A 25,466-nucleotide genomic window follows, 5' to 3' on the forward strand; every position below is an offset into this window, starting at 1 on the left:
CGGAGGCCGGATAGGTGAAAAGCCTCAATACATTTTTAATTAATTTATTACGCAACCCACACAAATCAACATAGAGCCGAAAATGTTTATAACCTTTCTTCAAAAAGTTTTTGAGAAGAGTCAAAACTCTGAAATTGATGAGGTTATATTAAGAGTTCAAAATGTAACCCAGAATTATTTGGTGGGTCTGTTTACGGTTCTTGGGATTATGGCTGTTCTGAATTCTATCGGATTACTCATTATTGGTCTTGACTACGCTATTCCCTTTGCGATTATCGCATCTATTCTGGCAATCATCCCCTATGTGGGGGCAATATTAGGGGCTATTCCTGCCATTCTTTATGCGTTCCTGTTTTATGATTCACTTTTAATCCCGCTGCTTGTCATTGCGATTTTTACAGTCGTACAACTGATTGAAAGCAGCTTTCTCACTCCAAAAATTGTTGGGTCAAAGGTCTCTATCAATCCATTTGTGGCCATCATCGTATTGTTTTTGGGAGGAAAGATCTGGGGAATAGCAGGGATGATTCTCTTTATACCACTTATTGGAATCATGAGGGTTGGGTTTTCCCAGGTTCATGAACAAAAACCCTACGGGTACCTGCTGGGTAACTTTATTGAGTATAGGAAATATGAAGAGAATGAAAAGCAGGAACTGTAAATGGCTGTTCTAAAGGTGTCTAAAAAAACTTAAACTGTAGTAATTATGTAACATGAACTTGTTTAACTGTAACGACATGTACTGCTTGTTTCTATACATTGATTTATAGTTTATTAGTTAACCAAACGGAGTTCACATGGATAAGCATAACAGAGACCATAAGAAAAACAAGAAAGACGAGAAGAAGCCGGTAAACAAAAATCCGCAATTCACCCCGGAAAAGAAATCGGACGAAAAAGCGAAAGTCAAGAAAGCGTAATTAGCAAATCCGATCTGTTCAGGCGGGCTTCTGAAACCGGAAGCCCGTTTTTGTATTTATTCCCTTTTTCGAGTAAAAGATTTGGATTTGCATGAGAGATCTCTTCGTAATTGCGTATTATCAATTTTGGAAAAATTATGATATTAAACTATTGTTTATAAAAGAGTTTACCTATGAGTTCAAACAATCAGGAATTAGAGAAGGCGAAAACTCATATTATTGTTGAGATCATTGAGTATATACCGAATTCTGTGGTCATAAAGACGATCATCAAAAAAACCACGGGGAATATATCAGCGGTATCATTCGATTCCGGAGAAGCATTATCTGAAAAAATTTCGCCGTTTGATACTTTTATTCAGATCATAGATGGGGAGGCAATGATTGTAATTGATGGCACTGCGCATAAGCTCTCCGTTGGCGAATCGATTATTATCCCGGCACACACTCGAAATATTATTGAGGCCAAAGTGCGCTTCAAGATGATATCGACCATCATAAAGAGTGGATATTAAGGCGTAGGTATGGACAGTCTTGGATTGGGAACGGATGGTCATTCATTATAGTAAAGAAAAAAGATTTTGTGAGCTCTGAATAACCAGGGGAAACAAGCGTCAACCGTATAACTTCCGTAGCTATCACCTATAGATTTTTCGGAAAAGTGATCTACACTGATTGATCCTTTCGGTTACAGTAGAGTGGATGATTTAGCAGGAGAGCCTCTACGAAAGAAACGTAGGTTAGTTAAAAATCTTCGAGATTGCTTTGTCGCTTCTCCTTTAACTCTTTGAAGTAGGTAGGAGTAAGCCCCGTTACTTTTTTAAACTGATTTGAGAGATGAGCAACACTGCTGTAGTGTAGCTTATAGGCGATTTCCGTAAGTGTGAGCTCATCATAGATCAGCAGCTCTTTCACCTTTTCAATTTTGTGCTGTATGATGTACTGCTGAATCGTAATTCCCTTCACTTCCGAAAATGTATTGGAAAGATAGGTGTAGTCGTAATTTAGTTTCTCGCTGATGTAATCTGAGTCGTTCACTTTTGGTACTTCGTCGGAATAGTGAATCATCTCAATGATGACGGCTTTGATCTTTTCAACCAGGATGTTTTTCTTGTCATCCAGTAGTTCCAGCCCCGACTTCTTCAGGTTATTGTTGAACGTTTCCAGCTGTTGCTCTGTGATATCATCCTTGATCTCAACCATACCGAGATCTACAGAAATGCAATTCAGCCCAAGTTTTTCAAGCTCGCTCTTAACCAGCATTTTGCACCGTAAACTAACCATATATTTAATATATAGTTTCATAATGTACCTGTTGATTGAACACAATGGCCATTAAAAAGGTGTGGGGCTTAATGATTAGAAGCGGGCTTGATTGACTCGCTTGTATCATTCTAATAGTAAGATGATTTAAGACATGATATCCAACTTTTAAATTACTGAGTGCTAAATATAGTCAATAGTAACCCTTCGTACTTGTAAATATAAATGATAAGGTTACACATATCACACTTTTAATAACCATGCCCGGCGTAAGAAATTTGGATTAGTGTGCCATTTAACAAATCCAGATTCACTGTAAATAAAATATATTATGAATCGAAGGGAGGTTAAAAAACCCTGTTAATCCGCCAAGATAATTCTTGTTGACTAAGATAAATATGCAAATTTGTCTGAGTCCTTTACTATTTTAGGGCTTCAAAATCATAAAACGGATATCAATAACTTTATCGCTTTTACCAGTTCATAGTAAATGTGACCTTGAAGCGTCTGCAGTTCTGATTGCATCGGACGGAAGTTCTTCAAGCGTCACTGGATAACTAGCAAACGAACGCTTCTAGGACCTTTGGACGCTTGAAGGTTCTTAACTCCAATAACATATTCAAACGAACGCTTCAAGGACCTGAGGACGCTTGAAGGTTCTTCACTTGTAAACGAATTGCTTTTAATCAACGATCATCTACTCATGAAAAGATTTCTCACCGCACTGTTAATAACTCTCTTCAGTACTGCTGTTTTTGCCCAGGAAAACCCAAAATGGTTACGGTATCCGAGTATTTCAACGGAGGGATCTACTATTGCTTTTACGTATAAGGGTGATCTCTATTCGGTAGCCGCTTCAGGTGGAAATGCCACTCAGCTGACGTTCCATGAGGCTCACGATTATATGCCGGTATGGAGCAATGATGGGTCAAAACTGGCTTTTGCATCCGATCGGTACGGCAATTTTGATATCTATGTGATGGATGCTATTGGCGGCGATGCTACCCGGCTGACGTTTCATTCAAATGATGAGAAACCCTACAGCTTTAGTCACGATGACGCTTCTGTGATGTTTGGGGCCGTTCGTCAGGATCTTGCCAGTCACCGGCAGTATCCGACGGGCTCTCAGCCGGAGCTGTATAGCGTACCGGTCAGTGCAGGTCAGGTAGACCAGGTTCTTACCGTGCCGGCTGAATATGTGCAGCTGAACTCCGACGGAAGCATGATGCTCTATCACGATAAAAAGGGAGGCGAAAATGAGTGGCGGAAACATCACACATCATCAATCACCCGCGATATCTGGACGTATAATTTTGAGTCCGGTGAGCATACGATGATCACATCATTTGAGGGGGAAGATCGCCAGCCAATATTTACCTCGGATGAGCAGGAGATGTATTTCCTGAGCGAACGGGCAGGAAGCTTTAATGTCTTTAAAAAAGATCTTACCAACAGCGGAGAAGCAAATCAGCTTACAAATTTTGAGCTCCACCCGGTGCGCTTTTTGAGCATGGGAAATGGAACGCTGGCTTTTGGATATGACGGCGAGCTCTACACAATGACGGAGGGCGCAGAGCCTGTTAAGGTTCCCGTTACAATCAGAACCCAGGCCAAGGCTAACCCTGATAAATTTATCACCATCAACGGTGGGGTGGAAGAGATGGCGGTGTCACCGGATGGGAAAGAGATTGCGTTTATCGCACGCGGTGAGGTCTTTGTCACCTCTGTTGATGGATCCATGACCAAGCGCATAACCGATACTCCTGAAACGGAGGCGCACGTTACCTTTACGCCGGATGGAGAGAAGGTCGTGTACGCATCGGAGCGAAACGGTAAATGGAGTATTTATCAGACCGAAATCGTAAGAAATGAGGAAGAGCCCTTCTTTTTTGCATCAAGTCTGCTCAACGAATCCGCGTTGATCGAGACCGAGGTTGGCAATTACCTGCCAAGATTCTCACCTGATGGCAGTAAACTTGCATATGTCGCTGACAGACGTACGATTCGTGTGAAAGATCTGGAGTCAGGCGAAACGACTGATTTATTGACGCCTGAAGAACTCTTTCATATGAGTGATGGGGATAAATACTATCGCTGGAGTCCGGATAGTAAATGGCTGCTGATTGGCTGGAGTAAACTGCTCCAAAACAGCGAAGTGCTGCTGATGTCAGCCGATGGAGAAAGCCGCTACAATCTTACCGAGAGCGGCTATTACGATTATTCGCCCATGTGGATGAACGGCGGCAAACAGATGATCTGGTTCAGCAACCAGGATGGACTGAAGAGCTATGCCACCAGCGGCAGTTTCCAAAGTGATGTCTACACCATGTTTTTTGATCAGGAGGCCTGGGATAAATTCAATATGAGTGAGGAAGACTTCATGCTCATGCAGGAAATTGAAAAGCTGAATAAAGAAGATGACGAAGGCGAGAGTGATGAGGATGCTGATGACGAGGAAAATGAGGATGAAAAAGTAGAGGATATCTCCATCGACTTTGACCGGATGAAAGACTGGACGAAAAAACTGACGATTCACTCCAGTAACATGTCTGACGCTACATTGTCAAAGGATGGTAGCAAATTATACTATCTCACCCGTTTTGAGGACGACTACAATTTATGGGAAACTGACCTGAGGACGCGCGAAACCAAGATGGCGATCACGCTGAATACCGGCGGCGGAAGCCTTACCTGGGATAAAGAGATGGAAAATCTCTACTTGCTGAGCCGGGGCAGAATCTCCAAACTGGATCTTTCCGCAGGCAGTTCGGAGGGCATTGAGATAGCCGGTGAAATGGACTACGACGAAGTTGAAGAACGGCAAACCATGCTGAACCACATCTATATCCGAACAAAAAATATCTTTTATGAACCAACCTTCCACGGCAACGACTGGGATATGCTGTATGAAGAGTATCAAAAATATGTGCCGTATATCGGAAACGGCTATGAGTTTGCCGAGATGGCGTCTGAATTGCTGGGTGAGCTGAATGTTTCTCACGCCGGCGCAGGCTACAGCAGCAGCATCGGAAATGCGGATGCCACAGCCTCTCTTGGAATATTCATGGATTACGGCCATGAGGGGAATGGCATCAAAATTGTGGAAGTGTTGAAAGGCGGCCCGCTGGATAAAGCGGATCTGAATGTTCAGCCGGGGATGATTATCCGGGCGATAGACGGGGAGACTGTAACGCCTGACCGTGATGTGGCGTCTTATCTTAACCGAAAGGCAGGAAGGTATACGCTGTTGGAGATTACGGATGAAAATGGCGAGAATTCTCGCCAAGTGAGAATCAAGCCGATCAGTCTGGGTGAAGAGGGGCGATTGCTTTACGAACGCTTCGTGAAGATTAATGCTGACGAGGTAAAAGAGAAATCAAACGGACGGCTTGGATATGTTCACATTCCGGGCATGAGTGACGGGCCCTATCGCGATATCTATAAAGACATGCTGGGCAAGTACTACGATACGGAAGCAATGATCGTGGATACCCGTTTCAATGGTGGGGGTGACCTGGTTGCCGACCTTGTCATGTTCTTTTCAGGTGAAGAGTTCAACACCTACGCCACAGCAAGAAAAGCAGTTGGTGGTGAACCGACTTCGAGATGGACGAAGCCGACGATCACACTTTTTAACGAATCTAATTATTCTGATGGCCACTGCTACGCACAGGGGTACAAAGATATGGAGCTCGGACTCACCGTTGGCATGCCGGTTCCGGGAACGTGCAGCTGGGCCGGATGGGAGGGACTTCCCAATGGCGGCTACTGGGGCGTGGTGCCGGTCAGCGCCAAAAACAAAGCCGGTGAATGGATGGAAAACAACCAGACCGAACCGGACATCAAAGTGAAAAACCAGCCGGAAGTTATTGTTGACGGCAGGGATGAACAGCTTGAACGAGCCATCCGGGTGATGATGCGGGATTTAAATGAATAGAATTTCAGGTAATCAGATATTTCATCGGGGCACCATTGATTTAATAATCTGAAAATGAGAAGAAAATAATCATTGATCAGTCTTTGTAATTCTTTGAATAGCAATACCCTGTAAAATAATTTTAAGGCAAAGTAATAAAAAATTGATTCGTGCAGAGATTCTGTCATCATTCCTGATCTGGGATTGACTGAATTATTTTGCAAAAAGCAGGAAAGTATTTCGATCTTACACAGGTTTATATTTTGCTGTTTCCCATATAATCCTTTAGTTCTGTCATGTTTAAAGTACACGATGTTATACTGTCCGACGATATTGCTACCACCTGGTTTGCGTGTGACATAACACGCTGCAAAGGGGCGTGCTGTGTTGTGGGTGATGCGGGAGCGCCAGTTGACAAGAGTGAAATTGCGGTCCTGGAAAAAGCGTTTAAGCAGCTGAGCGATCGTCTTCATCCCGATGCGGTGGAAGCGGCTGAAGCGCAGGGCGTGGTTCGGCAGGATCGGGATGGCATCCATGAAATAACATGCGTGGATGATAAGGCGTGTATTTTTGTTGAGACAGATGACAACGGTGTGGCAACGTGTGCCATTCAAAATGCATACTACCGTGGCGAATTTAGCTGGGAGAAACCACTGAGCTGTCATCTTTTTCCCATCCGTTTAAAAAAAGTTGCGGGAACAGAGTTTGCAAACTTTGATTATCTTCCGGACATATGCTCGGCTGGCTGTGATAACGGTCGCAAGGAGGGAACTTACCTTTCTGATTTTTTAGAACGGGCATTGAAACGACGCTACGGAACAGATTGGTACAACGACTTTTTAACGGCGTGCCAGCAGATTAGAAGTGATGAACTGTCATGATTAAAACCGGTCAAAATTTAAAGCAAAGCCAAAATCTTCAGCAAAAGCTGTCTCCGCAGCAGATACAGTTTATAAAACTCCTTCAGCTTCCCACGGCGGCGATGGAGCAGCGGATCAAAGAAGAGATCGAGATGAACCCTGTGCTTGAGGAAGATGACCTGGATCGTCTTGAAGAGAGGGTTCAGGAGAATGACCCGGAATGGGAAAAAAAAGAAAAATCGGATGAAGTTGAGCCGGTTGATCAGCATGAGGACGTTGACTGGGACTCTTTTATGCACAACACGGAGTATGAGGGAAGCAATTACAACTCTGGTGGCGGAGGCAATGAAGACTGGAAAGATCTCCCCGACCCCTATCATGAGTCGCTTCTTGAAGAGCTTGAAAAACAGGTATCGCTCCTGGATCTAAGTGAAGATGAACGCCTGATCGCTGACCAGATTCTCGGATCACTGGATGAAGACGGATATTTCAGGCGTGAGACAGAGGCTGTTGTCGACAACATCGCGTTTAATCAGGGTGTTCTTGTCAATGCAGATGATATAGAAAAAGTACGAAAACAGATTCAGCAGCTGGACCCGATTGGGATTGCATCAAAAGATCTGAGGGACTGTTTAAGCTGTCAGCTGAAAAATCTGAATAATAAAAATGGTGCCCGCCAGAATGCGATTCAAATTGTGGACGACCACTGGGAATCGTTCGAGAAGAAACACTTTTCAAAACTAAAAAAACAGCTCGATATTGATGATGAAGAGCTAAAAGAAGCGTTTGATCTTATTCGCTCGCTGGATCCCAAACCCGGCGCCGTAGCCAATCCCGATGAAGATAACCAGCAGTATATTGAGCCCGATTTTGAGGTTTATTATGAACCGTCGGAAACAGATGAGGAAGATGGCGAGTTTGTGATCAGCCTGAACCGGCGAAATGTACCTCCGCTAAGAATATCTCCCGACTATAAGCAGATGTGGGATAACATCAAGAAAAAGCCTGAACAGGAATCATCCGATAAGAATGCGAAACGGTTTATCAAGGATAAGGTGGAGTCGGCGCAGTGGTTTATTGATTCCATCATTCAGCGGCAGAATACCCTGATGAACACCATGAAGACGATTGTATCACTACAGGAAGATTTCTTTAAGTACGGCGAGGGATTGAAACCCATGATTCTTAAGGATATCGCCGAGCGGATAAAAATGGATATTTCAACGATATCACGGGTTGTGAATGGGAAATATGTTCAAACCAATCACGGCGTGTATGAACTGAAATATTTCTTCAGTGAGGGGCTCCAGACCGAGGATGGCGAGGATGTCTCAAACCGTGAAGTAAAGAATTACCTTCAGGATATTATTGATAACGAAGACAAACAGAAGCCGCTCAGCGATCAGGCGCTTACTGATTTGTTGAAAGAGAAAGGATATAAAGTTGCACGCCGTACGGTGAGCAAATACCGGGAACAGCTCCAGATTCCTGTTGCGAGGTTGAGGAAGCAGATTATGTAGGTATATCTTAAACAACCCTCTAGCCTGAGTTCGATTCTTAAACGGATTCTCAAAAGTCCCCCTTTTCCGAAGGGATGCCCACGGCGAAAAAAGGGGGATTCAGGGGGATGTTCATCAGATCTATGAAAAAACCGATGGACACCCCTCTAAATCTCCCCTTGTTAGGGGAGACTTTATACTGAATAAATGAAATAGATTATAGATCGAACTGCGGTTTAAACCTCCCTCTGGCCTTATCATTGAACAAAATCCCTGATTCTGTTACTCAGAAACACCAATAAGAATACAAAAACCCTCCAAGAGTTTCCGCAAAGCGATCCCTGTGGGGGAAACTCTTGGAGGGCTTCCTGAGCTCGAGCTTTACGGCAGTTCGATTGCAAAAAGGATAGGTTCTAAAATTGATGGTGTAAAAAACAGGTAGACGAAAAGGCCAATGACCAGTATAATGTGAATTCCTAAGGTGCCTGAAAGAAAAAGAGTTCGCCCGTCTTCCAGAAATTTTGAGCTATCGATAGCTGCGATATTAAAGCTGAAAAACCAGATCAGGATAAAAACAGCACCGAGAATCAGGGTCCAGATTTCATCAAACCCAACCCTGTTAAATACGACAAGGAAAGTAACCACGATCAGGTTTAAATGAAGCGGCCAGCTGTATAGGTTGAGAATCTGACTGAATGAAGTCAGTTTTTTATTCGTGACATAGATCCAAATAACAGAGATTAGTTGGAGAATAACAGCTACAAGAATGGCAGATAAAAACAGGGATAGCAGTGTGCTCTCGAGCAGCATAAACGGCTGGAAATAATGTCGTATGACCTCCAGTCCCAGAGATGACACGATCACCTCAACACATGCAAAAAGGAAGAGGCCGGTGAGGAGTGCGTGCTGGATTAGTAAAATAAACCCCGGTAACACATTTCTCAGCCGATTCTCCATCACATCACTTACAAAAAAAGAATGGTTCGAAAAATAGCGGGTCATCGACTGACTGTAAATTGGCTGATACCGAAAGTGAAGTGCAAAACTTCCCCAGATAAGAAGGAGTAAAATAACGCTCCAATTCATAAAAGGAGGGGGTTCGGGCTGCTGGGGCAGGGGTAGCGTAATGTTGTTTCCATCTGTGAAATCCCTGAATAGATACCGAAGATCGCTTCGTTGTTCAATCTGCTCAAAAAACCAGCGCGCCGGTAGGATGGTGATTGACTCGTCAACGGTTTGCAGATCCTCAATGATTCTATTGAGCAAGGTATATGTGTCGTACTCATTGCCGGACGGCACCATGTGCATCACGGGGAATGCGCTTTGTAATGGCAGGTCGGGGGCCACTCTTTTGGATGTGAAGTTGTATCCGCCGGGAAGCAAATCTGCATCAGGAAACGCAGATTGGTAATAGAAAGGAGTTGAATACTTTCTGCCGAGCGAATCAGCGATAGCAGCGGCAGCCTGCTGGAAACCGTTGTAGGTTTCAAATGGGTAGCGGAACAGGCTTACAGCTGCAATTCGATCGCCGGCGCGCCGCTGAAAATCCTGGATACGCAAGCTGATTTCAGTGGAGACCGAGCCAAGTGTTTCGTCCAGTAAACCAGGCACCGAAAATTGAGGGCCTGCCTGAATTAAAAAGCGATAATTTTGGTCAGGCAGCCGGTCAGCCATAGCGGGGTCGGATATTTCAAACAGGCGGATATTCAGGTCATCGGCGATAGCAAGCTGCTGCGCGGTCGGTACAAAATCGTTATCGACGAATGTAAGTGCAATCCGCTGTGTCTGTTGCTGAGTGTCCTGGAGAGTTACCCCATAACCCGGCATAAGAAATAAAAAGAGCACTGAAAAGAGCAGGGGCACGTAGATCAGACTCTATTTTTTGATATTTGCGGTTCGCTCTATCGGAAGTAATCGTGTCTCTTTAAAACTGCTGAGCACGATATTAGACCGCGTTCGGGTTACGCCATCCCAGGACTGGATAAGAGAAAGGAATTTCTCGAACGATTCGGTGTTTTGTGTTCGTACTTTAAGAATATGAGATCCGTCGCCTGTGATAGAGTGACACTCAAGAACCTCGGGATGCTCGGTGACATGCTCAACAAAGTTGGTGTATTTTTCAGAACCATCCACCTCAACAAAAATAAACGCGGTGATATCGAAATTGAATTTTTTCGAATCCAGTATGGCATTGTATTCAGAAATCAATCCGCGCTGTTCAAGTTTGCGCATTCGCTCTGATACGGAAGGAACTGAAAGGTGAACAATGTCTGCGATTGTATTTCTCTGTGCACGCCCATCTTTCTGGAGGTGGTTCAGTATTTTAATATCCGTTTCGTCAAGTTGGTGACTCATATTACTTCTAACTTAATATTTCTAATTCTTATTGTGCCTACCTTAAATAAATTAGGAAATTTTGAGAAGAGATGCTTATATGAGTTATGGAATAAGGATCTAATTTTTATCTCTGACTGCGAAAAAGATTTCATTGCCGGTGAGATCAGCTTATCTTTGGGTATACAACCTGGAAAGTAAATTAGAGTGACCAAATTATGCTTGATATCACGTATATCCGTGAAAACAGAGACCTCGTCAAAGAAGGAATGATCAACAAAGGTGAAACCAATACATCGGTTGTTGATGAGGTTATAGCAAAAGATGAAGAATGGCGGGAGGCCGTTACTGAAACGGATAAGCTGCGGGCTGAAAGTAATGCGCGTTCTAAAGAAATTGGCAAGCTGATGGGGCAGGGTAAAAAGGAAGAAGCCCAGCAGATTATCAAAGAGACGGGAGAGAGCAAAGAGAAAATTAAAGAGCTTGAAGCCCGGATGTCAGAACTTCGTTTGGAACGCGACAACTTGCTCTATAAAATACCGAATGTCCCCGACAGCTCTGTTCCCGTGGGACATTCCGAGGAAGACAATGAAGTCTTCCATACGTGGGGTGAGCCCGCCGCCGATGATGTGCTGCCGCACTGGGATATTGCAGACAAAAAAGAGTGGATCGATTTTGAACGCGGCGTGAAGGTAACCGGTGCCGGCTTTCCTTTTTATCTTGGACGGCTGGCCGGCCTGCAGCGTGCGCTGGTCAACTTCTTTATTGCCGAAGCTACCGCGGCCGGTTACAGGGAGATGCAGGCTCCATATTTTGTGAATGAGGCATCTGCTCGCGGCACCGGCCAGATTCCCGACAAGGAAGATATGATGTATGAAATTCAGCGGGACCAGTTTTTTGTGATTCCGACGGGCGAAGTTCCGGTTACCAATTTTCACAGAGATGAAATTGTGGATCAGGATGAACTCCCTGTACAGTACGTGGCGCATACGCCATGCTGGCGTCGCGAAGCCGGAAGTTATGGAAAAGATGTTCGTGGATTGAACCGGCTGCATCAATTCGATAAGGTTGAACTTGTGAATATAGTACACACGGATGAATCGGACAGTGAGCTTGAAAAACTTCGTGAGCACGCGCAAATGCTCCTCGAAAAACTGGAGCTTCCCTATCGCACCCTTCTCATGTGTACCGGTGATATGGGGTTTACCCAAACGAAAAAATATGACCTGGAAGTATGGAGCCCTGGCCAGCAGCGATGGCTTGAAGTAAGTTCCTGCTCCAATTTCGGGTCATTCCAGGCGCGGCGGATGCAGCTTCGGTACCGTGATGATAATGGTAAAATTCACACGGCTCATACGCTGAATGGATCTGCCCTTGCGCTGCCCAGAATTGTAGCAGCCATTCTGGAAGCGTATCAAACCGAAGATGGAGATGTGAGAGTACCGGAAGTGTTGCAGCCGGCTATGGGAACAGCAAAAATATGATGAACAGACAAGAAAAAGTTTATTCTTCCCGGGATTGAGCTCTTTGAAAATGAGCGAATTTCTGCTGGAATGATAAAATTATATGGTGCTTACCCAAAATATTTTGGATAATAAAACTCCAAGTGGTAGGCAGAGTGACGTCCACTTAGCAGGATTAAATGGCAGCATGATCACATAGCAGGAATGGATTTCTAAGTCGTAACCACGCCGCCAATGCGTCAACCAATGAGCGTGTCATCCTGAATATGCGACCCGTGTTATCCGGGGAGAGTGGAAGGATCTGCGTTAGGATTAAGTTTGATAAGTGACGATATTTAACATGATAGAGTTGATCGTTCATAAATTAAACAACTATCCCACAGGCTTTCCTGTGGGTATTACATGAGATGTAATACCCGGGTAATTTCCTATGCCACAACGAGTAGGGAATGAAAAGGCCCCACAAGCACGTTTTATATTTTGCTAACTTTTAAGCAAAAGATGGTTTTGTAAAGCTATATTCAATGTAGATATAATCAACCCTGCCGGTCAATTATGCTTAAAATAGAGAAGGATGACAAAATCTATCCATTTTCCAAGGGCATACTTGCACGCTCTTTACTTCCCACCGGTTTATCCATAGACAGCATTTATAATATTGTTGGTGACGTGCAGCAAGAATATAAATTTGAAGAAGAGCCGGTTTCATCAGCTGTGATTCAAAACAAAGTAGCCCGTCTTTTGGTCGACAAAGAAATGGTTAAAGAAAAGAACCGGTATCTTGTCAGCCGAAAATTTGCACAGATAAAAGAACCGATGGTTATCCTCATAGGCGGAGTCGCCGGTGTAGGTAAATCGACCGTTGCGGCAGAGCTTGCAGATCGTCTGGGAATCCAGCGTGTTATCGATACTGACGAGGTCCGTGAAATCATGCGCTACACGCTTCCTGAAGATCTTCTGCCTGAATTGCATAAATCCAGTTTTGATGCGGGCGAGGTTGTAGCCGGGCCGGATATCAAGAAAAATGTGCTGGTGGGTTTTAGCCGGCAGGCCCGTATGGTAAATCGCGGGGTTCGGGCCTATATCGAACGAGTGGCAAAAGAGGGGATCAAAACAATTTTTAACGGAGTGCATCTTGTTCCCGGGCTGATGGAAATTGAGCAGAATAACAAGCCTGCTGAACATTTTACCTATCTGCTTACCCTGAAAGACGAACAAAATCATATCCGGAGATTTCATTCAAGAGCTGAACACAGTTATCGGAAAGCTAACCGCTATACCGAAAAGATGAAGAATATTGGAATTATTCAGGAGTATGCCATTGAAAGAGCAGAAGAATCAGGCACAACAATGATCGAAAATACCAGCCTGGATACTACAGTGACTCAAATTGTAGATGATTTGATCGATAACCTTCAAGACAAATATTTTCATTATGAAAAAGACACCACCCTCTGAAAAATTGGAAATTCCCATTCGGCGGTTCGTTACAAAACGGCTCATTGGTGTGAACAGGGACGCAACCATTCAGGAGGCGGCATCCCGAATGGTTGAATTCAAAATCAGCTCAATTGCAGTAGTAGATCATGAGGATGTGATTGGAATTGTTACTGATACAGATTTCAAAAAAAAGGCACTGGCTGAAGGGCGATCCCCGGAAGAAGCAGTTCACAAGATTATGACATCAAATCCCGTAACTGCAGATATAAACACCACAGTTCGGCACGTCCTGGAACTGATGTACAAAGAGAAAGTCAAGCATATTTTAGTGTCAGAAGATAAAAAAATTACGGGTATAACAACTCTGAAAGAATTGGAAGAGCTGGATTTGCACGGCCTCGAAACACTTATTGCCAGGGAATAAATACATTAAGCCACGTTTTATGAAGATTTTTCATTTTTCAGATATTCATGCGGGAAGTAAAAAACATTTCAGGCAAGAAAATCTGCTGCATATCATCGATGAGATTAACAACGGAGGATACGACCTCGCCATTTTTACAGGCGATGCCACTAATGAAGGCCAGCGTGATGAGTATGAATTAGCCCGTGAAATGCTGGATAAAATCGAGGTGCCGCTGATCTCTATTCCAGGCAATCATGACGCTCGTTCAGGCGGGATAAAACTATTTGAGGAGTACATCGGCCCGCAAAATGGCGTAAAAGTCTTTGGTGATGCGGTTGTCATTTATGTGAACAGCGCGATTGGCGATAGTAATGACGGCCGTGTAGGCAGGGTTAAATTTAATATGCTGAAAAAAGCGCTGAATGATCACAGCGACAAGCCCATAAAAATTGTAGCGATCCATCATCACATACTGCCAATCCCAATGTCGGGGAGGGAACGAAATGTACTGGCAAATGCAGGTGATCTGCTTGATTTGATCCAGAGGGCGGATGTAGACCTGGTGGTGTCGGGCCATCGCCATTATCCAAATGTTTACAAGGTCGAAAATACGGTTTTTATCAATGCTGGAACGGCATCATCAGCCAAAACACGATACGGGGATGTTAATTCCTACTGCACAATTGAGATTGACGATAAAGAAAATAAGGTGACCACCAAGCGGCTAAATGGCCAAAACACTACCCGGAACTTTAAGCGAAAATCGAAGCGTATTTTTACGGAATTCGGTGATCGGGAATTTAGGGCTGTACAATTATCCAATACCTATTTCTCAGAATCAAGTTCGTTTCTTTCAAATCATTTTGATCAAGCCCTTAAATCGCTTAAGACATTAGACCCGGATTTATTGATTCACTGTGGTGGTATTGTGAAAGAAGGGACTCCTCGTGACTATGATTTTGCGATTAAACAGCTTAATAAACTGGATTTGCCGATGATATTTACACCCGCCGCCAGGGATATCAACTACATTGGCTATCACCTCTTTAATCAGAGTTTTGGTGAACTTGATCAGAGCTTTAAAACCGATAAATTTTTGTTTCAAGGCTTGTCTACCCCCCAGTATGATTCATCAATTGGCGTGGTTGGGGAATCGGAACGGAAAGTGCTGCTTGAACTCCTGAAGGATTCGCCACAGGATTTTCGCACGGTATTCTTACATCATAATATAATTCCAATTCCTCATAGCCGAGAGAAAGGGCTGCTTGAAGATGCCGGTGACCTGCTCCGTGAACTTGTTGATGCGGACATTAATCTTGTTCTGACGGGGACGAGTTATCATCCTTATGCCACACGGGTTGGCGAAACGGTAATTGTGAACGTTAATTCTCTAAGCAGTGCCTACCAGCGAAGTCGCTTCGGGAATTCATTTAATATGATAGATATCTACGAAAAAGCTATTGTTGTATCTGAAGTTAATGCGTTGTGGGGAGAACACCGGTTCCTGGGAATTTGGGAACGTAATGAGAGGTAAATGGTTACAGCCGAGTTAGAATAGGAAAATAAAATAATCCTGTGTACAACGTCTCGCACAGTCTCATCAAGCCAATTGGGTCATTCAACACATAACACCATTTATTTATGTCATTTGGCAGAAAAAAAGGCTTACCATCAGGAATAATCTGAATATGTTCGCATCGATTGCTCTCAGATTCTGTTGTCAATCTACAATCATTTCCGTAGTGCAATAAATTGAATACTATAGATTTTTTTCAATAGTACGCAAACCAAATCGATGAGCCAGTTTTTTGAGACCGTTTCCACCCAAATCTAAGTGGGAAAAGTTTGTCAATCTTATTATCATCTCAGATTGTAACCTACTGAAAACATTACGATATCTATGATTCTAAAAACACCTTATCTCCTTTTTCTTGGCGATGCCCGCGATCAACTGGCTGCAAAAGTCGCAAAGGGAATTCGTGACTGGAGGCCTGAATTTGCACTCGGTCAATATAGGCTTCCGGATTGTAGTGCCGATTTGGGCCTGCCTGATATGACCATGGAAGAAGCGAAAGAGGCAGGTGTTAAAACCATGGTGATCGGTGTTGCCAACAGGGGAGGGGTCATATCAGATTCGTGGATAGAGGTGATGGTACAGGCACTCGAAAAAGGATTTGATCTCGCATCAGGCCTTCATAAACTCCTGAGGAATAACCCAACTCTGGTTGCTGCAGCAGAAAAGCATGGCCGGCAGCTGATTGATGTTCGTATTCCGCAGCAGGAGTATCCCATCGCAACGGGCGAAAAACGTACCGGGAAAAGATGCCTGACCGTTGGAACGGACTGTTCAGTAGGTAAAATGTACACGGCTCTTGCTGTTGAAAAAGAGATGAAGCAAAGGGGATTAAACGCAGATTTCCGGGCCACCGGCCAGACGGGGATCATGATTACCGGGCAAGGTGTACCGCTGGATGCGATTGTGGCAGATTTTATGGCCGGTGCTATCGAAATGATTACCCCCGATAACGATCCGGATCACTGGGACCTGATTGAAGGGCAGGGGTCGCTGTTTCATGTATCTTTTTCGGGCGTTACGCTTGCACTCATTCATGGCGGCCAGCCGGATGCTTTGATTCTTTGCCACGAACCGACCCGCGATCACATGCGGGGAATACCCAACTTCAAACTCCCATCACTGGAAGCGGTCAGAGATATGTCGCTGCAAATGGCCCATATTGTCAATCCTGATTGTGAAGTGGTCGGGATTTCAATCAACACGGCAGCGCTGGCTGTGGATGAAGCGAATGCATATCTCAAGGAAGTTGAAGACCGCATGAGGTTGCCAGCGGTTGATCCATTTCGCCACGGAGCCGCCCGTCTGGTGGATGAACTGGAGAAAATAGAATGAGTACGCTTCACGTTTCCATCAAAGCAGAATCATTTCCACTCGCTGAAGTGTTTACCATCGCACGCGGTTCACGAACTCACGCAGACTTGCTTATGGTAACTATCCGGCGTGATGGAGTTTTTGGTCGCGGTGAGTGTGTTCCCTATTCCCGTTATGGCGAGTCGATGGAAAGTGTGAAACATCAGATCGAGAGTCTTCCTGATGAGTTTAATCGAATAAGTTTACAGAATCTGCTTCAGCCGGGTGCTGCGCGGAATGCAGTGGATTGTGCTCTTTGGGATCTTGAAGCCAAAACGACCGGAAAGCGGGTTTGGGAATTAGCCGGACTGTCAACCCCAGGTCCTGAAATAACGGCGTTCACACTCTCCCTTGACACACCCGATCGTATGAAAGCGGCTGCCGAAAAACATGCCGATAAACCGATACTGAAAATTAAACTGGGCACACCGGATGATATGGAACGTCTTGAAGCAGTGCGTACCGGGGCACCGAAATCAAACATTATTGTTGATGCAAATGAAGGGTGGACGGCAGACATCTACAAAGAACTGGCACCACATCTTTTAAGGCTTGGAGTTTCAATAGTAGAACAGCCCCTGCCTGCCGGTGATGACGACCTGCTTGCAGAGATTGAACGTCCGCTGCCTGTCTGTGCTGATGAATCATGTCACGATAGAGCATCTCTCCCGGCACTGAATGGAAAATACGACATGGTTAACATCAAGCTTGATAAGACAGGAGGACTTACCGAGGCTCTGTTACTGAAAAAACAAGCTATTCAGGAGGGATATGATATTATGGTGGGCTGCATGGTGGGGTCATCGCTCGCAATGGCACCGGCAACGCTGGTGGCACAAAATGCAACCATCACCGATTTGGATGGGCCGCTGTTGCTGGCAAAAGACCGGGATACCCCGTTGAAGTTTGATGAGAACGGAATCCATCCGCCATCAGCTGAACTTTGGGGATAGTTTGAAATATTTAAGCCGGGATTATTGCTGAAGTATCAGTTTAGTTGTATTCAAACTCGTTTCGTAGATTATTAAGGTTATATCGCCGGGAAAATATAAATGGCTGAATAGTTCATATATCCCTTCCTAATACTAATCATATCTGATTTTTAACTCTTAGAAGGCTTTATAAAGCCAGTGATTTTACAAAGCTCTCTTGTTCATCACATAATCCATCATAAAAATAAAATGAAAATAGTGACCTGTTCTAATATTGAGTTTTTACTTATCAATCTGGTTTTCGGAATAGTTCTGACGGGCTGTTCCCAGGAACTGCAAACAGCCAACTCGAATGAGTTCGTTTATGTGGGTACGTTCCCGGATGATGAAAACGAGGGGCTTCATGTTTTCCAGTTTGATCGTATTACCGGTGATATGGAGGAAATTCAAACGATATCTGATCGCGAAGGTCCAAATTTTCAGGCGATTCATCCTGATAATAATTTTTTGTACTCGGTAAGTGATGACCCATTTTCTGATGATGAACCCTTTGGAACACTGTCAGCCTATAGCATTGATGCAGATACAGGAAAACTGGAGTTGCTGAACGAGCAGTCAGTACAAGGCCGGGGCACGGCGCATGTTAGCGTGGATCCGCTGGGAGAATTTGTATATGTCTCGAATTACAGTGAAGGAAATGTAGTCGTGCATAGAGTTAATGAGGACGGATCTGTTTCCGAAGCACTGGATATTGTGCAGCACGAGGGCAGCAGCATAAACGAGCAGCGCCAGCAGAGACCACATGTCCATTCAGCAATTCCCTCGCCGGATGGCCGGTTTATCTATGTATCCGACCTGGGAATTGATCAGATTAAGATCTATGAGATAGATCGTAATACGGGTGAAATTTCGGCGGCAAACATGCCCTTTTTTCAAAATGAACCAGGGTCCGGACCCCGGCATTTTACCATTCATAAAAATGGCCGGTTTGCTTATTCAGTTGAGGAATTGAGTGTAACTGTGGCTACATTAAAAGTTGACCCGGATGACGGTTCTTTAGAACAGGTACAGCGCCTGAGTTTACTTCCCGAGGATACAGAACGAGATGACTCGATGTCCGGCGCGGATATTCATATTTCACCCGATGGCCGGTTTCTGTATGCCTCTGTTCGGGGTGAAAACCTGATTGCTATCTATTCCATCAATGAAGAAAATGGAGAGCTTTCGCTGGTAGGACATGAATCTACGGTAGGAAGTCATCCCAGGAACTTTATGATAGATCAGAAGGGGGACTTTCTTTGGGTCGCAAACCGGGATAACGATCATGTGGTGGTTTTCAGAAGAGACCAGGAATCCGGTGAGCTCAATTTTACAGGTATAGAAGTCAATGTTGCAAAAGCTGTATGTGTAACTCAGTTTATTCCATGATGTCTGAGTTCTTCATAACAAATTGGAGCAATTCTCACCAACTGAGGCTGTGAGAAAATATTCGCCTACCATGATTGGCGCTCTGTTATGCTGAAAAACTCATTCTGAAACTTCTTTCTCTGACAAGCCACTTATTGGCTCAATAGTGAAGGAGTAGAACAGAGAGAATAAGAGCGTCGAGTCATTAAATTGTCAAACTGTTGAGCTGACACACTGCACAACTGTAAAACCGTAGCACTAAGCCACGGCGTAGAGTTCTTCCTCTTTAAAATTCAGGAGCAATTCAAGAACGGGCTGCATCTCTTTTTCCTGCATGATGGCGCCCCGAAGTTTCTTGCCGTTCCGGATACCTTTCAAGTACTGACCGTAATGTTTTTTCATGATGATGACGCCGTAACGCTCACCATGATGGGCCACGGACAGCCGGAGCTGCTCAGCACAAAGTGCAAGCCGTTCTTCGATTGTAGGATCAGGCAGCAGCTCTCCGGTTTCGAGATAGTGTTTGGTCTGCTCGAAAATCCAAGGGTTCCCGATGGCCCCTCTGCCAATCATAATGCCATCAACGCCGGTTTCTTCGAACATTTTTTTAGCCTGCTGTGGAGAATCAACATCTCCGTTTCCAATGATTGGTATTTCAAGTCCGGGAGTGTTTTTAAGCTGTTTGAGGTATTCCCAGCGGGCATCACCTTTATATTTCTGGCAGCGCGTTCGCGCGTGTACAGTGAGTGCTTTTACACCAAGTTTTTGAAGCATCAGGCCAACTTCACCAATCCGGATGGTGGAATCGTCCCAGCCGAGCCGTGTTTTTACCGTCACCGGCAGGTCGCCGGCCGCATCAACAACCGTTCCCGCCATACGCTCCATCATGCCTAAATCCTTCAGGCAGCCGGCACCGGCGCCTTTCTTTACAATCTTATAAACCGGGCATCCAAAGTTGATGTCGATCAGGTCAGGATTATTCAGTTTAGCCACTTTTGTAGCACCTTCCATTGCTTCTTCGCGACCGCCGAATATCTGAATGCCAAAGGGCCGTTCTATTTCTTCAAACGACATTTTATGCTGAGCAATGTCGGAATCACGAATAATTGCTTCCGAGCTGATAAATTCAGTATAGACGATATCCGCCCCCTTTGATCGGCAAATCTGCCGGAAAGGGGAATCGGTAACATCTTCCATGGGTGCTAGGAATAGGGGGTTGTCGGGTAAGGTGATATCGTGAAGCTTCATAAGTGGTACTGGAAAAATTATAAATAATTGGTCAGCAGGTTCATCTGACTCTCTTTTAGCTTTTAAAAATACTGTTTTTTTCTGTAGATAGCATCATTTTTCACAGAATGGGTTTACGAGACTGATTTGGAAGCGTTTCGATATCGAGAATGGATAGCCATTTGATAATCGATCATGTATATTCAACCATCAAATAATTTATAACCATAGAACGGAGCTTGAACATGGCACTTGATATTTCCGGTATCGAAGAACTTTTAGGTAACGATGCAGACTCTCTGCTGAATCACGTTTGCAAGACAATTCCAAAATCAGATCTTCACCTTCCAACTGATTCTTACGTTGACAGCGTTTGGTATCATTCTGACCGAAACAACAGGGTTCTTGGTAATTTAGAATGGTTGTTCAGTCACGGCCGGCTGTCAGGCACGGGGTATCTTTCTATTCTGCCTGTAGACCAGGGAATTGAGCACAGCGCAGGTGCCTCATTTGCGAAGAATCCAAAATATTTTGATCCTGAGAATATTGTTGAACTTGCAATTGAGGGCGGATGTAACGCTGTTGCTTCAACATTTGGAGTACTCGCCTCTGTCTCAAGAAAATATGCTCATAAAATTCCATTTCTCGTAAAGATCAATCACAACGAGCTCCTCACCTATCCGAATACGTACGACCAGATTATGTTTGGGTCGATTGACAAGGCTTACGACATGGGTGCTGCGGCAGTTGGAGCTACGATCTACTTTGGATCAGAGGAATCAAGCCGGCAGATCGTTGAAGTAGCCCGTGCCTTTGAATATGCTCACGAACTTGGAATGGCAACTGTTTTGTGGTGCTACACCCGGAACTCTGCCTTTAAAGTAGGCGATACAGATTATCATACATCGGCAGATCTCACCGGACAGGCAAACCACCTTGGTGCGACGATCGGCGCAGATATTGTGAAACAAAAACTGCCGACAAACAACGGCGGATTTAAAGCACTGAACACGGGTGATTCTTCCTACGGAAAACTGGACGAGCGAATCTACTCAGAGCTCACAACCGATAACCCCATTGACCTGACGCGTTACCAGGTGGCCAACGGTTACATGGGCCGTGCAGGGTTGATTAACTCTGGCGGGGCATCCGGTAAAGATGACTTTGCGGACGCTGTCAAAACTGCCGTGGTTAACAAAAGAGCCGGCGGTATGGGACTTATCAGCGGGCGAAAATCTTTTCAGCGGCCGATGGACGAAGGGGTAAAACTTCTGAACTTCATCCAGGACGTGTATCTCAACGATGAGATAACCGTAGCCTAAGTTTTAAATCTTCAAATTATATAGAGATCTTCGGTTTTATCTGCCGGAGATCTCTTTATTTTTATAGCTATATTCAGAGGAATCGGAGCTGAGACATAACCACTCTTATTTTTGTCAGACACGGATCTACATACGGGCGTTTCCTCTAAGAGCTTAATCTCATTTAAATACATTGCGATATCCATCACACTAAGTGTCGTGAGTATGGGCCTCGTGATCTATTTTACCTACACGCCGGGTGTGCTCGATCATTTGGCGCCAAAGCGGCTTCCCGGCCTGTTCATTGCCGTTGCGGTAACCCTCCTCAGAGTCTACTTTTCAGCCGCAAAACTTCGCTATCTTGCAGATAAAGAAATTGGCTGGGCAAAATGTTTCCGGATCATGCTCACCTGGGATTTTGCATCCGCCGTAACCCCCTCCACGATTGGCGGCGCACCGATTGCCACCTATGCAATGACGCGTGAGGGCATTAAGCTGGGAAAATCTTCAGCCATTGTTCTCTACGGCGTTCTTCTCGATCAGTTTTGGTATGCGCTTGCTGTACCTATTCTGCTGCTGGCCGGATTTTACTACGAAGTGATTCCCCCCGAAATTGGATTAGTGGGTAACCTTACCATGGTGCTGATCTATTCAGGCCTGCTTCTTTATGCAGGATTTTTAACATATGGTTTGATGATAAAACCGGCTTCTATTAAAAAAATAATAGCCTGGATTTTTAAATGGCCATTCCTGAACAGGCTTTCCGAAAAAATGAATGCCGAAGCTGAAAATCTGGAAGAGTACTCCTATGAAATCAGGCAAAAACCGATAGGCTTTTTTATGAAAGCCCTGTTTTTCACAACCATGAGCTGGCTTTGTAAAGTAGCCCTGCCGGTTATTGTTGTGCTGAGCCTGTTACCGGGGCCTGAAGTTTTGCTGGTACTTCGCAGTTTGGCCATGAACCTGGCGTTTCTCGTAATTCCTACACCGGGTGGATCAGGTGGTGTTGAAGGTCTTTTTGCACTGTTTCTGGGTCCGCTTATTTCCCGTACGTCATTCGTAGGCCTGGCAGTCTTTGCCTGGAGAATAATCACCTACTACATCAGTATAGGATTGGGGATCATCGCAGCATCGTGGTATGTTAACCACTCAGTTGTAGGGCCTGTAACAGAAGAAAAAGAACATTCAAACGTAATATAAGGCGGTGTGGCTAAACAGAAAATTCGGTATGAATGCGGAAATTGCGGGTACGATTCCCCAAAATGGCTCGGTGTGTGTCCCTCTTGCAATGAGTGGCACACGTTTGAAGAAATTAAGGAGACCAAAAGTTCTAAAAAGAAACACAAGGTAGAGATAGGAGAAGAGGATGAAACAGAAAAAGCAGTGCTTCTGTCTGATGTAGAGAGTAAAGAGCACGACCGGCGCTCCACAGGAATTACCGAGCTCGACCGTGTACTTGGCGGAGGCATTGTGAAAGGCGCATTTCTTCTTCTGGGTGGAGATCCCGGCATCGGTAAAAGCACGCTCATGCTTGAACTCGCCAAATCAAAACCCGACTGGAAAATACTTTATGTAGCAGGAGAAGAATCACCCACGCAAATCAAGCAGCGTGCAGCACGTATGAATGTGACCGGCGACCAGCTCTTTATTTTTTCGAACTCTAATATCGATTCTATCATTAATCAGGCGCGGAAAATACAGCCTGACCTCCTGGTCATTGATTCTATTCAAACCGCCTTCAGCTCAAACCTGACCTCACTTCCGGGATCGGTTCAGCAGGTGCGGGAATGCTCGGCAATGCTCCAGCAGCTGTCGAAGAAGGAGGGAATCACAACACTGATGATCGGCCACGTCACCAAAGAAGGTGATATTGCCGGTCCCAGAATTTTGGAGCACATGGTTGACACTGTGCTGCATTTTGAAGGAAATCAAAGCCAGTTTCACCGGCTGCTGAGAAGTGTGAAAAATCGATTTGGCCCGGCGCAGGAAGTGGGGGTGTTTGAGATGAAGCAGGATGGACTTTACGAGGTGGCTAATCCCTCCGAGCTCTTTTTGTCTGATCTTGATACGTCTATCAGCGGAAACTGCGTAACGTGCGTGATGGAAGGTTCCCGGCCAATCTTGATTGAGGTTCAGGCGCTTGTAACGGCAAGTACGTACAGTTCACCTCAGCGTACCGCGAACGGATTTGATCAACGCAGACTGGCACTGCTTATCGCGGTTCTGGAAAAACGTGCGGGCGTTTCATTTGCCGGACAGGATGTTTACCTGAATATAGCCGGCGGCCTAAAGATATCGGATCCAGCGGCAGATTTAGCCGTTATAGCCGCGCTTTCGTCGAGCATCAAGGATCACCCGATACGGAAAAAAGCTATTTTTATCGGAGAGGTGGGGCTTGGCGGCGAGATAAGGGGAATCCGTTTTCGGGAACAGAGAATACGGGAGGCTGAAAAAATGGGATTAAAATCGGTCGTTGCGCCTCCCGCAGAAAAGTCAATCCAAACAAGTATTGAGATTATAGAACGAACCTACATCTCTCAGATCGACAAGTAAAAAGCAGCTTAGTAATTCTCTCTTTGGCGTCGTCGTTCTTCACGAACACTTTTCTTGAGGGCTTCGCGGCGTTCCTCAGAAGGCTTCGTGTACTGCTGACGATCTTTATATTCATTCAAAAGCCGTGAGCGGGTTACCATTTTCTTAAAACGGTTAATTGCGCGATCAATGCTTTCGTTATCTTTTACGTTTACTCCAATCATATTCTTTATGTAGTTTGTAATTAGTTGACAGACGTCAAATATAGTGATTATTCTATCTCTAAAACAGTCTGTCTGTTTAAAAAATTTCATTACCTGTTACGCACCATAACCTATCACACAGAATGCCTGGCCTGATGTCGTTTATTAGAAATTATATTCATACAGTATCGTCCCTTTTTACGGAACCCCGCCAGGTTATCGACTCATTTTTGCATGACAACAGCGGGTCATATACACACCCTTTTAAATTCTGTCTGATGGGTACCGTCGTTATTATCCTGCTTAATACACTACTGCTCAATTTCAGTTTTGAGCCTGTTGCGGCGGATGTTCCGGCAGAATCGGAGGCGCTAAAACAGATGAGTGAGTGGACCCAGATTATTTCCGTGAGAGCAGCCACACAATTTCTGCCGCTCTCTTTATTCCTGCTGCATATTATAAGCCTTTCAATTGGCGCTATAATCTTTTTACGGAAAGCTACCAATGGTTTTTTTGATCATATTATCATCAATACCTACTCAGTTGGCGCTGCAATGGTAGCGCTGCCTCTCCTGATTCCTGTCTGGGGCTTTTCGGGAGCCCCGCTGACCGATCCATTTATTAACTCAACTGTTCCTGCAATGGTAGTAGCGGGAGTCGTCCTGTGGATTTATAATCTTTACTTCAGGCCTGAGGGATTCCTGCAGTGGATCAGGATACTGTCGGCTTACATCACCGGGTTTGTGATCTACGTACTTTTATCGGGCTTTGTCTCATCAGTAATTGCGTACACCGCCTTCGTGATTGAAAGGATTAGTAATATATCGGGGTGAGGAT

The 25,466-nt window shown here is 44.8% G+C and carries 22 protein-coding genes; 17 read left to right on the forward strand and 5 right to left on the reverse strand.

Features of this window, described 5'->3' with window-relative positions; all coding sequences use genetic code 11:
- The first annotated feature begins 82 nt into the window (after positions 1 to 82).
- The 3 genes from AABW11_RS08680 to AABW11_RS08690 all read left to right on the forward strand — a co-directional run bounded on the left by AABW11_RS08680 (position 83) and on the right by AABW11_RS08690 (position 1,435).
- On the forward strand, positions 83 to 661 hold the full coding sequence (locus tag AABW11_RS08680) for an AI-2E family transporter (protein WP_340104660.1): 579 nt from the start codon (positions 83 to 85) through the stop codon (positions 659 to 661).
- A gap of 136 nt (positions 662 to 797) precedes the next feature.
- The gene (locus AABW11_RS08685; RefSeq protein WP_340104662.1) at positions 798 to 920 is read left to right on the forward strand and encodes a hypothetical protein; all 123 of its coding nucleotides are present in this window, start codon (positions 798 to 800) and stop codon (positions 918 to 920) included.
- 173 nt (positions 921 to 1,093) lie between these two features.
- On the forward strand, positions 1,094 to 1,435 hold the full coding sequence (locus AABW11_RS08690) for a cupin domain-containing protein (RefSeq protein WP_340104664.1): 342 nt from the start codon (positions 1,094 to 1,096) through the stop codon (positions 1,433 to 1,435).
- Between the two features lie 229 nt (positions 1,436 to 1,664).
- Here the strand turns inward: AABW11_RS08690 and AABW11_RS08695 are convergent, their stop codons facing one another.
- The gene (locus AABW11_RS08695) at positions 1,665 to 2,225 is read right to left on the reverse strand and encodes a helix-turn-helix domain-containing protein (protein WP_340104666.1); all 561 of its coding nucleotides are present in this window, start codon (positions 2,223 to 2,225) and stop codon (positions 1,665 to 1,667) included.
- Between the two features lie 661 nt (positions 2,226 to 2,886).
- Here AABW11_RS08695 and AABW11_RS08700 point away from each other — a divergent pair.
- The 3 genes from AABW11_RS08700 (at position 2,887) to rpoN (ending at position 8,479) form a co-directional block, all read left to right on the forward strand.
- Entirely contained in the window at positions 2,887 to 6,120 is a 3,234-nt protein-coding gene (locus AABW11_RS08700; protein WP_340104668.1) for a S41 family peptidase, read from the forward strand.
- Positions 6,121 to 6,395: 275 nt separating this feature from the next.
- Positions 6,396 to 6,980, forward strand: a complete 585-nt coding sequence (locus tag AABW11_RS08705; RefSeq protein WP_340104670.1) for a DUF3109 family protein — start codon at positions 6,396 to 6,398, stop codon at positions 6,978 to 6,980.
- Positions 6,977 to 8,479, forward strand: coding sequence for an RNA polymerase factor sigma-54 (rpoN, locus tag AABW11_RS08710; protein WP_340104672.1), 1,503 nt, complete (start codon positions 6,977 to 6,979; stop codon positions 8,477 to 8,479). Before AABW11_RS08705 ends, rpoN begins: the two co-directional genes overlap by 4 nt.
- A 360-nt stretch (positions 8,480 to 8,839) precedes the next feature.
- Here rpoN and AABW11_RS08715 read toward each other — a convergent pair whose 3' ends face one another.
- Together AABW11_RS08715 and AABW11_RS08720 are read right to left on the reverse strand one after the other, a co-directional pair.
- Positions 8,840 to 10,321, reverse strand: a complete 1,482-nt coding sequence (locus AABW11_RS08715; protein WP_340104675.1) for a hypothetical protein — start codon at positions 10,319 to 10,321, stop codon at positions 8,840 to 8,842.
- A gap of 12 nt (positions 10,322 to 10,333) precedes the next feature.
- Positions 10,334 to 10,813 carry an Lrp/AsnC family transcriptional regulator gene (locus AABW11_RS08720; protein WP_340104677.1) on the reverse strand — a complete coding sequence of 160 codons (480 nt, stop codon included), beginning with the start codon at positions 10,811 to 10,813 and terminating at the stop codon, positions 10,334 to 10,336.
- A gap of 197 nt (positions 10,814 to 11,010) precedes the next feature.
- Between AABW11_RS08720 and serS the strand changes: the two genes are divergently transcribed.
- From serS to AABW11_RS08755, 7 genes are all read left to right on the forward strand, one after another.
- Positions 11,011 to 12,276 (forward strand): serine--tRNA ligase, encoded by a 1,266-nt coding sequence (serS, locus tag AABW11_RS08725; RefSeq protein WP_340104679.1) that lies wholly within the window; start codon positions 11,011 to 11,013, stop codon positions 12,274 to 12,276.
- A gap of 534 nt (positions 12,277 to 12,810) precedes the next feature.
- Positions 12,811 to 13,713, forward strand: a complete 903-nt coding sequence (locus tag AABW11_RS08730; protein ID WP_340104681.1) for an AAA family ATPase — start codon at positions 12,811 to 12,813, stop codon at positions 13,711 to 13,713.
- Positions 13,691 to 14,119 (forward strand): CBS domain-containing protein, encoded by a 429-nt coding sequence (locus AABW11_RS08735; RefSeq protein ID WP_340104683.1) that lies wholly within the window; start codon positions 13,691 to 13,693, stop codon positions 14,117 to 14,119. Before AABW11_RS08730 ends, AABW11_RS08735 begins: the two co-directional genes overlap by 23 nt.
- A gap of 19 nt (positions 14,120 to 14,138) precedes the next feature.
- Entirely contained in the window at positions 14,139 to 15,635 is a 1,497-nt protein-coding gene (locus AABW11_RS08740) for a metallophosphoesterase family protein (protein ID WP_340104685.1), read from the forward strand.
- A gap of 369 nt (positions 15,636 to 16,004) precedes the next feature.
- Positions 16,005 to 17,009: an N-acetyltransferase DgcN gene (gene dgcN / locus AABW11_RS08745; RefSeq protein WP_445263750.1), complete on the forward strand. Its 1,005-nt coding sequence runs from the start codon at positions 16,005 to 16,007 to the stop codon at positions 17,007 to 17,009.
- Positions 17,006 to 17,980 (forward strand): N-acetyl-D-Glu racemase DgcA, encoded by a 975-nt coding sequence (gene dgcA, locus AABW11_RS08750; protein ID WP_340104689.1) that lies wholly within the window; start codon positions 17,006 to 17,008, stop codon positions 17,978 to 17,980. The genes dgcN and dgcA overlap by 4 nt, the downstream gene beginning before the upstream one ends.
- Positions 17,981 to 18,208: 228 nt before the next feature.
- The gene (locus AABW11_RS08755; RefSeq protein WP_340104691.1) at positions 18,209 to 19,387 is read left to right on the forward strand and encodes a lactonase family protein; all 1,179 of its coding nucleotides are present in this window, start codon (positions 18,209 to 18,211) and stop codon (positions 19,385 to 19,387) included.
- 237 nt (positions 19,388 to 19,624) lie between these two features.
- Here the strand turns inward: AABW11_RS08755 and dusB are convergent, their stop codons facing one another.
- Positions 19,625 to 20,614, reverse strand: coding sequence for a tRNA dihydrouridine synthase DusB (dusB, locus tag AABW11_RS08760; RefSeq protein WP_340104693.1), 990 nt, complete (start codon positions 20,612 to 20,614; stop codon positions 19,625 to 19,627).
- A 224-nt stretch (positions 20,615 to 20,838) separates the two neighbouring features.
- Here dusB and AABW11_RS08765 point away from each other — a divergent pair, with 224 nt between their 5' ends.
- The 3 genes from AABW11_RS08765 to radA all read left to right on the forward strand — a co-directional run bounded on the left by AABW11_RS08765 (position 20,839) and on the right by radA (position 24,447).
- On the forward strand, positions 20,839 to 21,915 hold the full coding sequence (locus AABW11_RS08765; protein ID WP_340104695.1) for a class I fructose-bisphosphate aldolase: 1,077 nt from the start codon (positions 20,839 to 20,841) through the stop codon (positions 21,913 to 21,915).
- 111 nt (positions 21,916 to 22,026) lie between these two features.
- A complete protein-coding gene (locus AABW11_RS08770; RefSeq protein WP_340104697.1) occupies positions 22,027 to 23,094 on the forward strand; it encodes a lysylphosphatidylglycerol synthase transmembrane domain-containing protein in 1,068 nt (355 codons plus the stop codon).
- Positions 23,095 to 23,100: 6 nt separating this feature from the next.
- Positions 23,101 to 24,447 carry a DNA repair protein RadA gene (radA, locus tag AABW11_RS08775; RefSeq protein WP_340104699.1) on the forward strand — a complete coding sequence of 449 codons (1,347 nt, stop codon included), beginning with the start codon at positions 23,101 to 23,103 and terminating at the stop codon, positions 24,445 to 24,447.
- An 8-nt stretch (positions 24,448 to 24,455) separates the two neighbouring features.
- Here radA and rpsU read toward each other — a convergent pair whose 3' ends face one another.
- Positions 24,456 to 24,650, reverse strand: a complete 195-nt coding sequence (gene rpsU, locus AABW11_RS08780) for a 30S ribosomal protein S21 (protein WP_116037453.1) — start codon at positions 24,648 to 24,650, stop codon at positions 24,456 to 24,458.
- A gap of 257 nt (positions 24,651 to 24,907) precedes the next feature.
- Between rpsU and AABW11_RS08785 the strand changes: the two genes are divergently transcribed.
- Entirely contained in the window at positions 24,908 to 25,462 is a 555-nt protein-coding gene (locus AABW11_RS08785; RefSeq protein WP_340104701.1) for a hypothetical protein, read from the forward strand.
- Positions 25,463 to 25,466 lie beyond the last annotated feature (4 nt).

This window comes from Rhodohalobacter sp. 8-1, from assembly GCF_038150125.1.
Taxonomy (GTDB): domain Bacteria; phylum Bacteroidota; class Rhodothermia; order Balneolales; family Balneolaceae; genus SW132.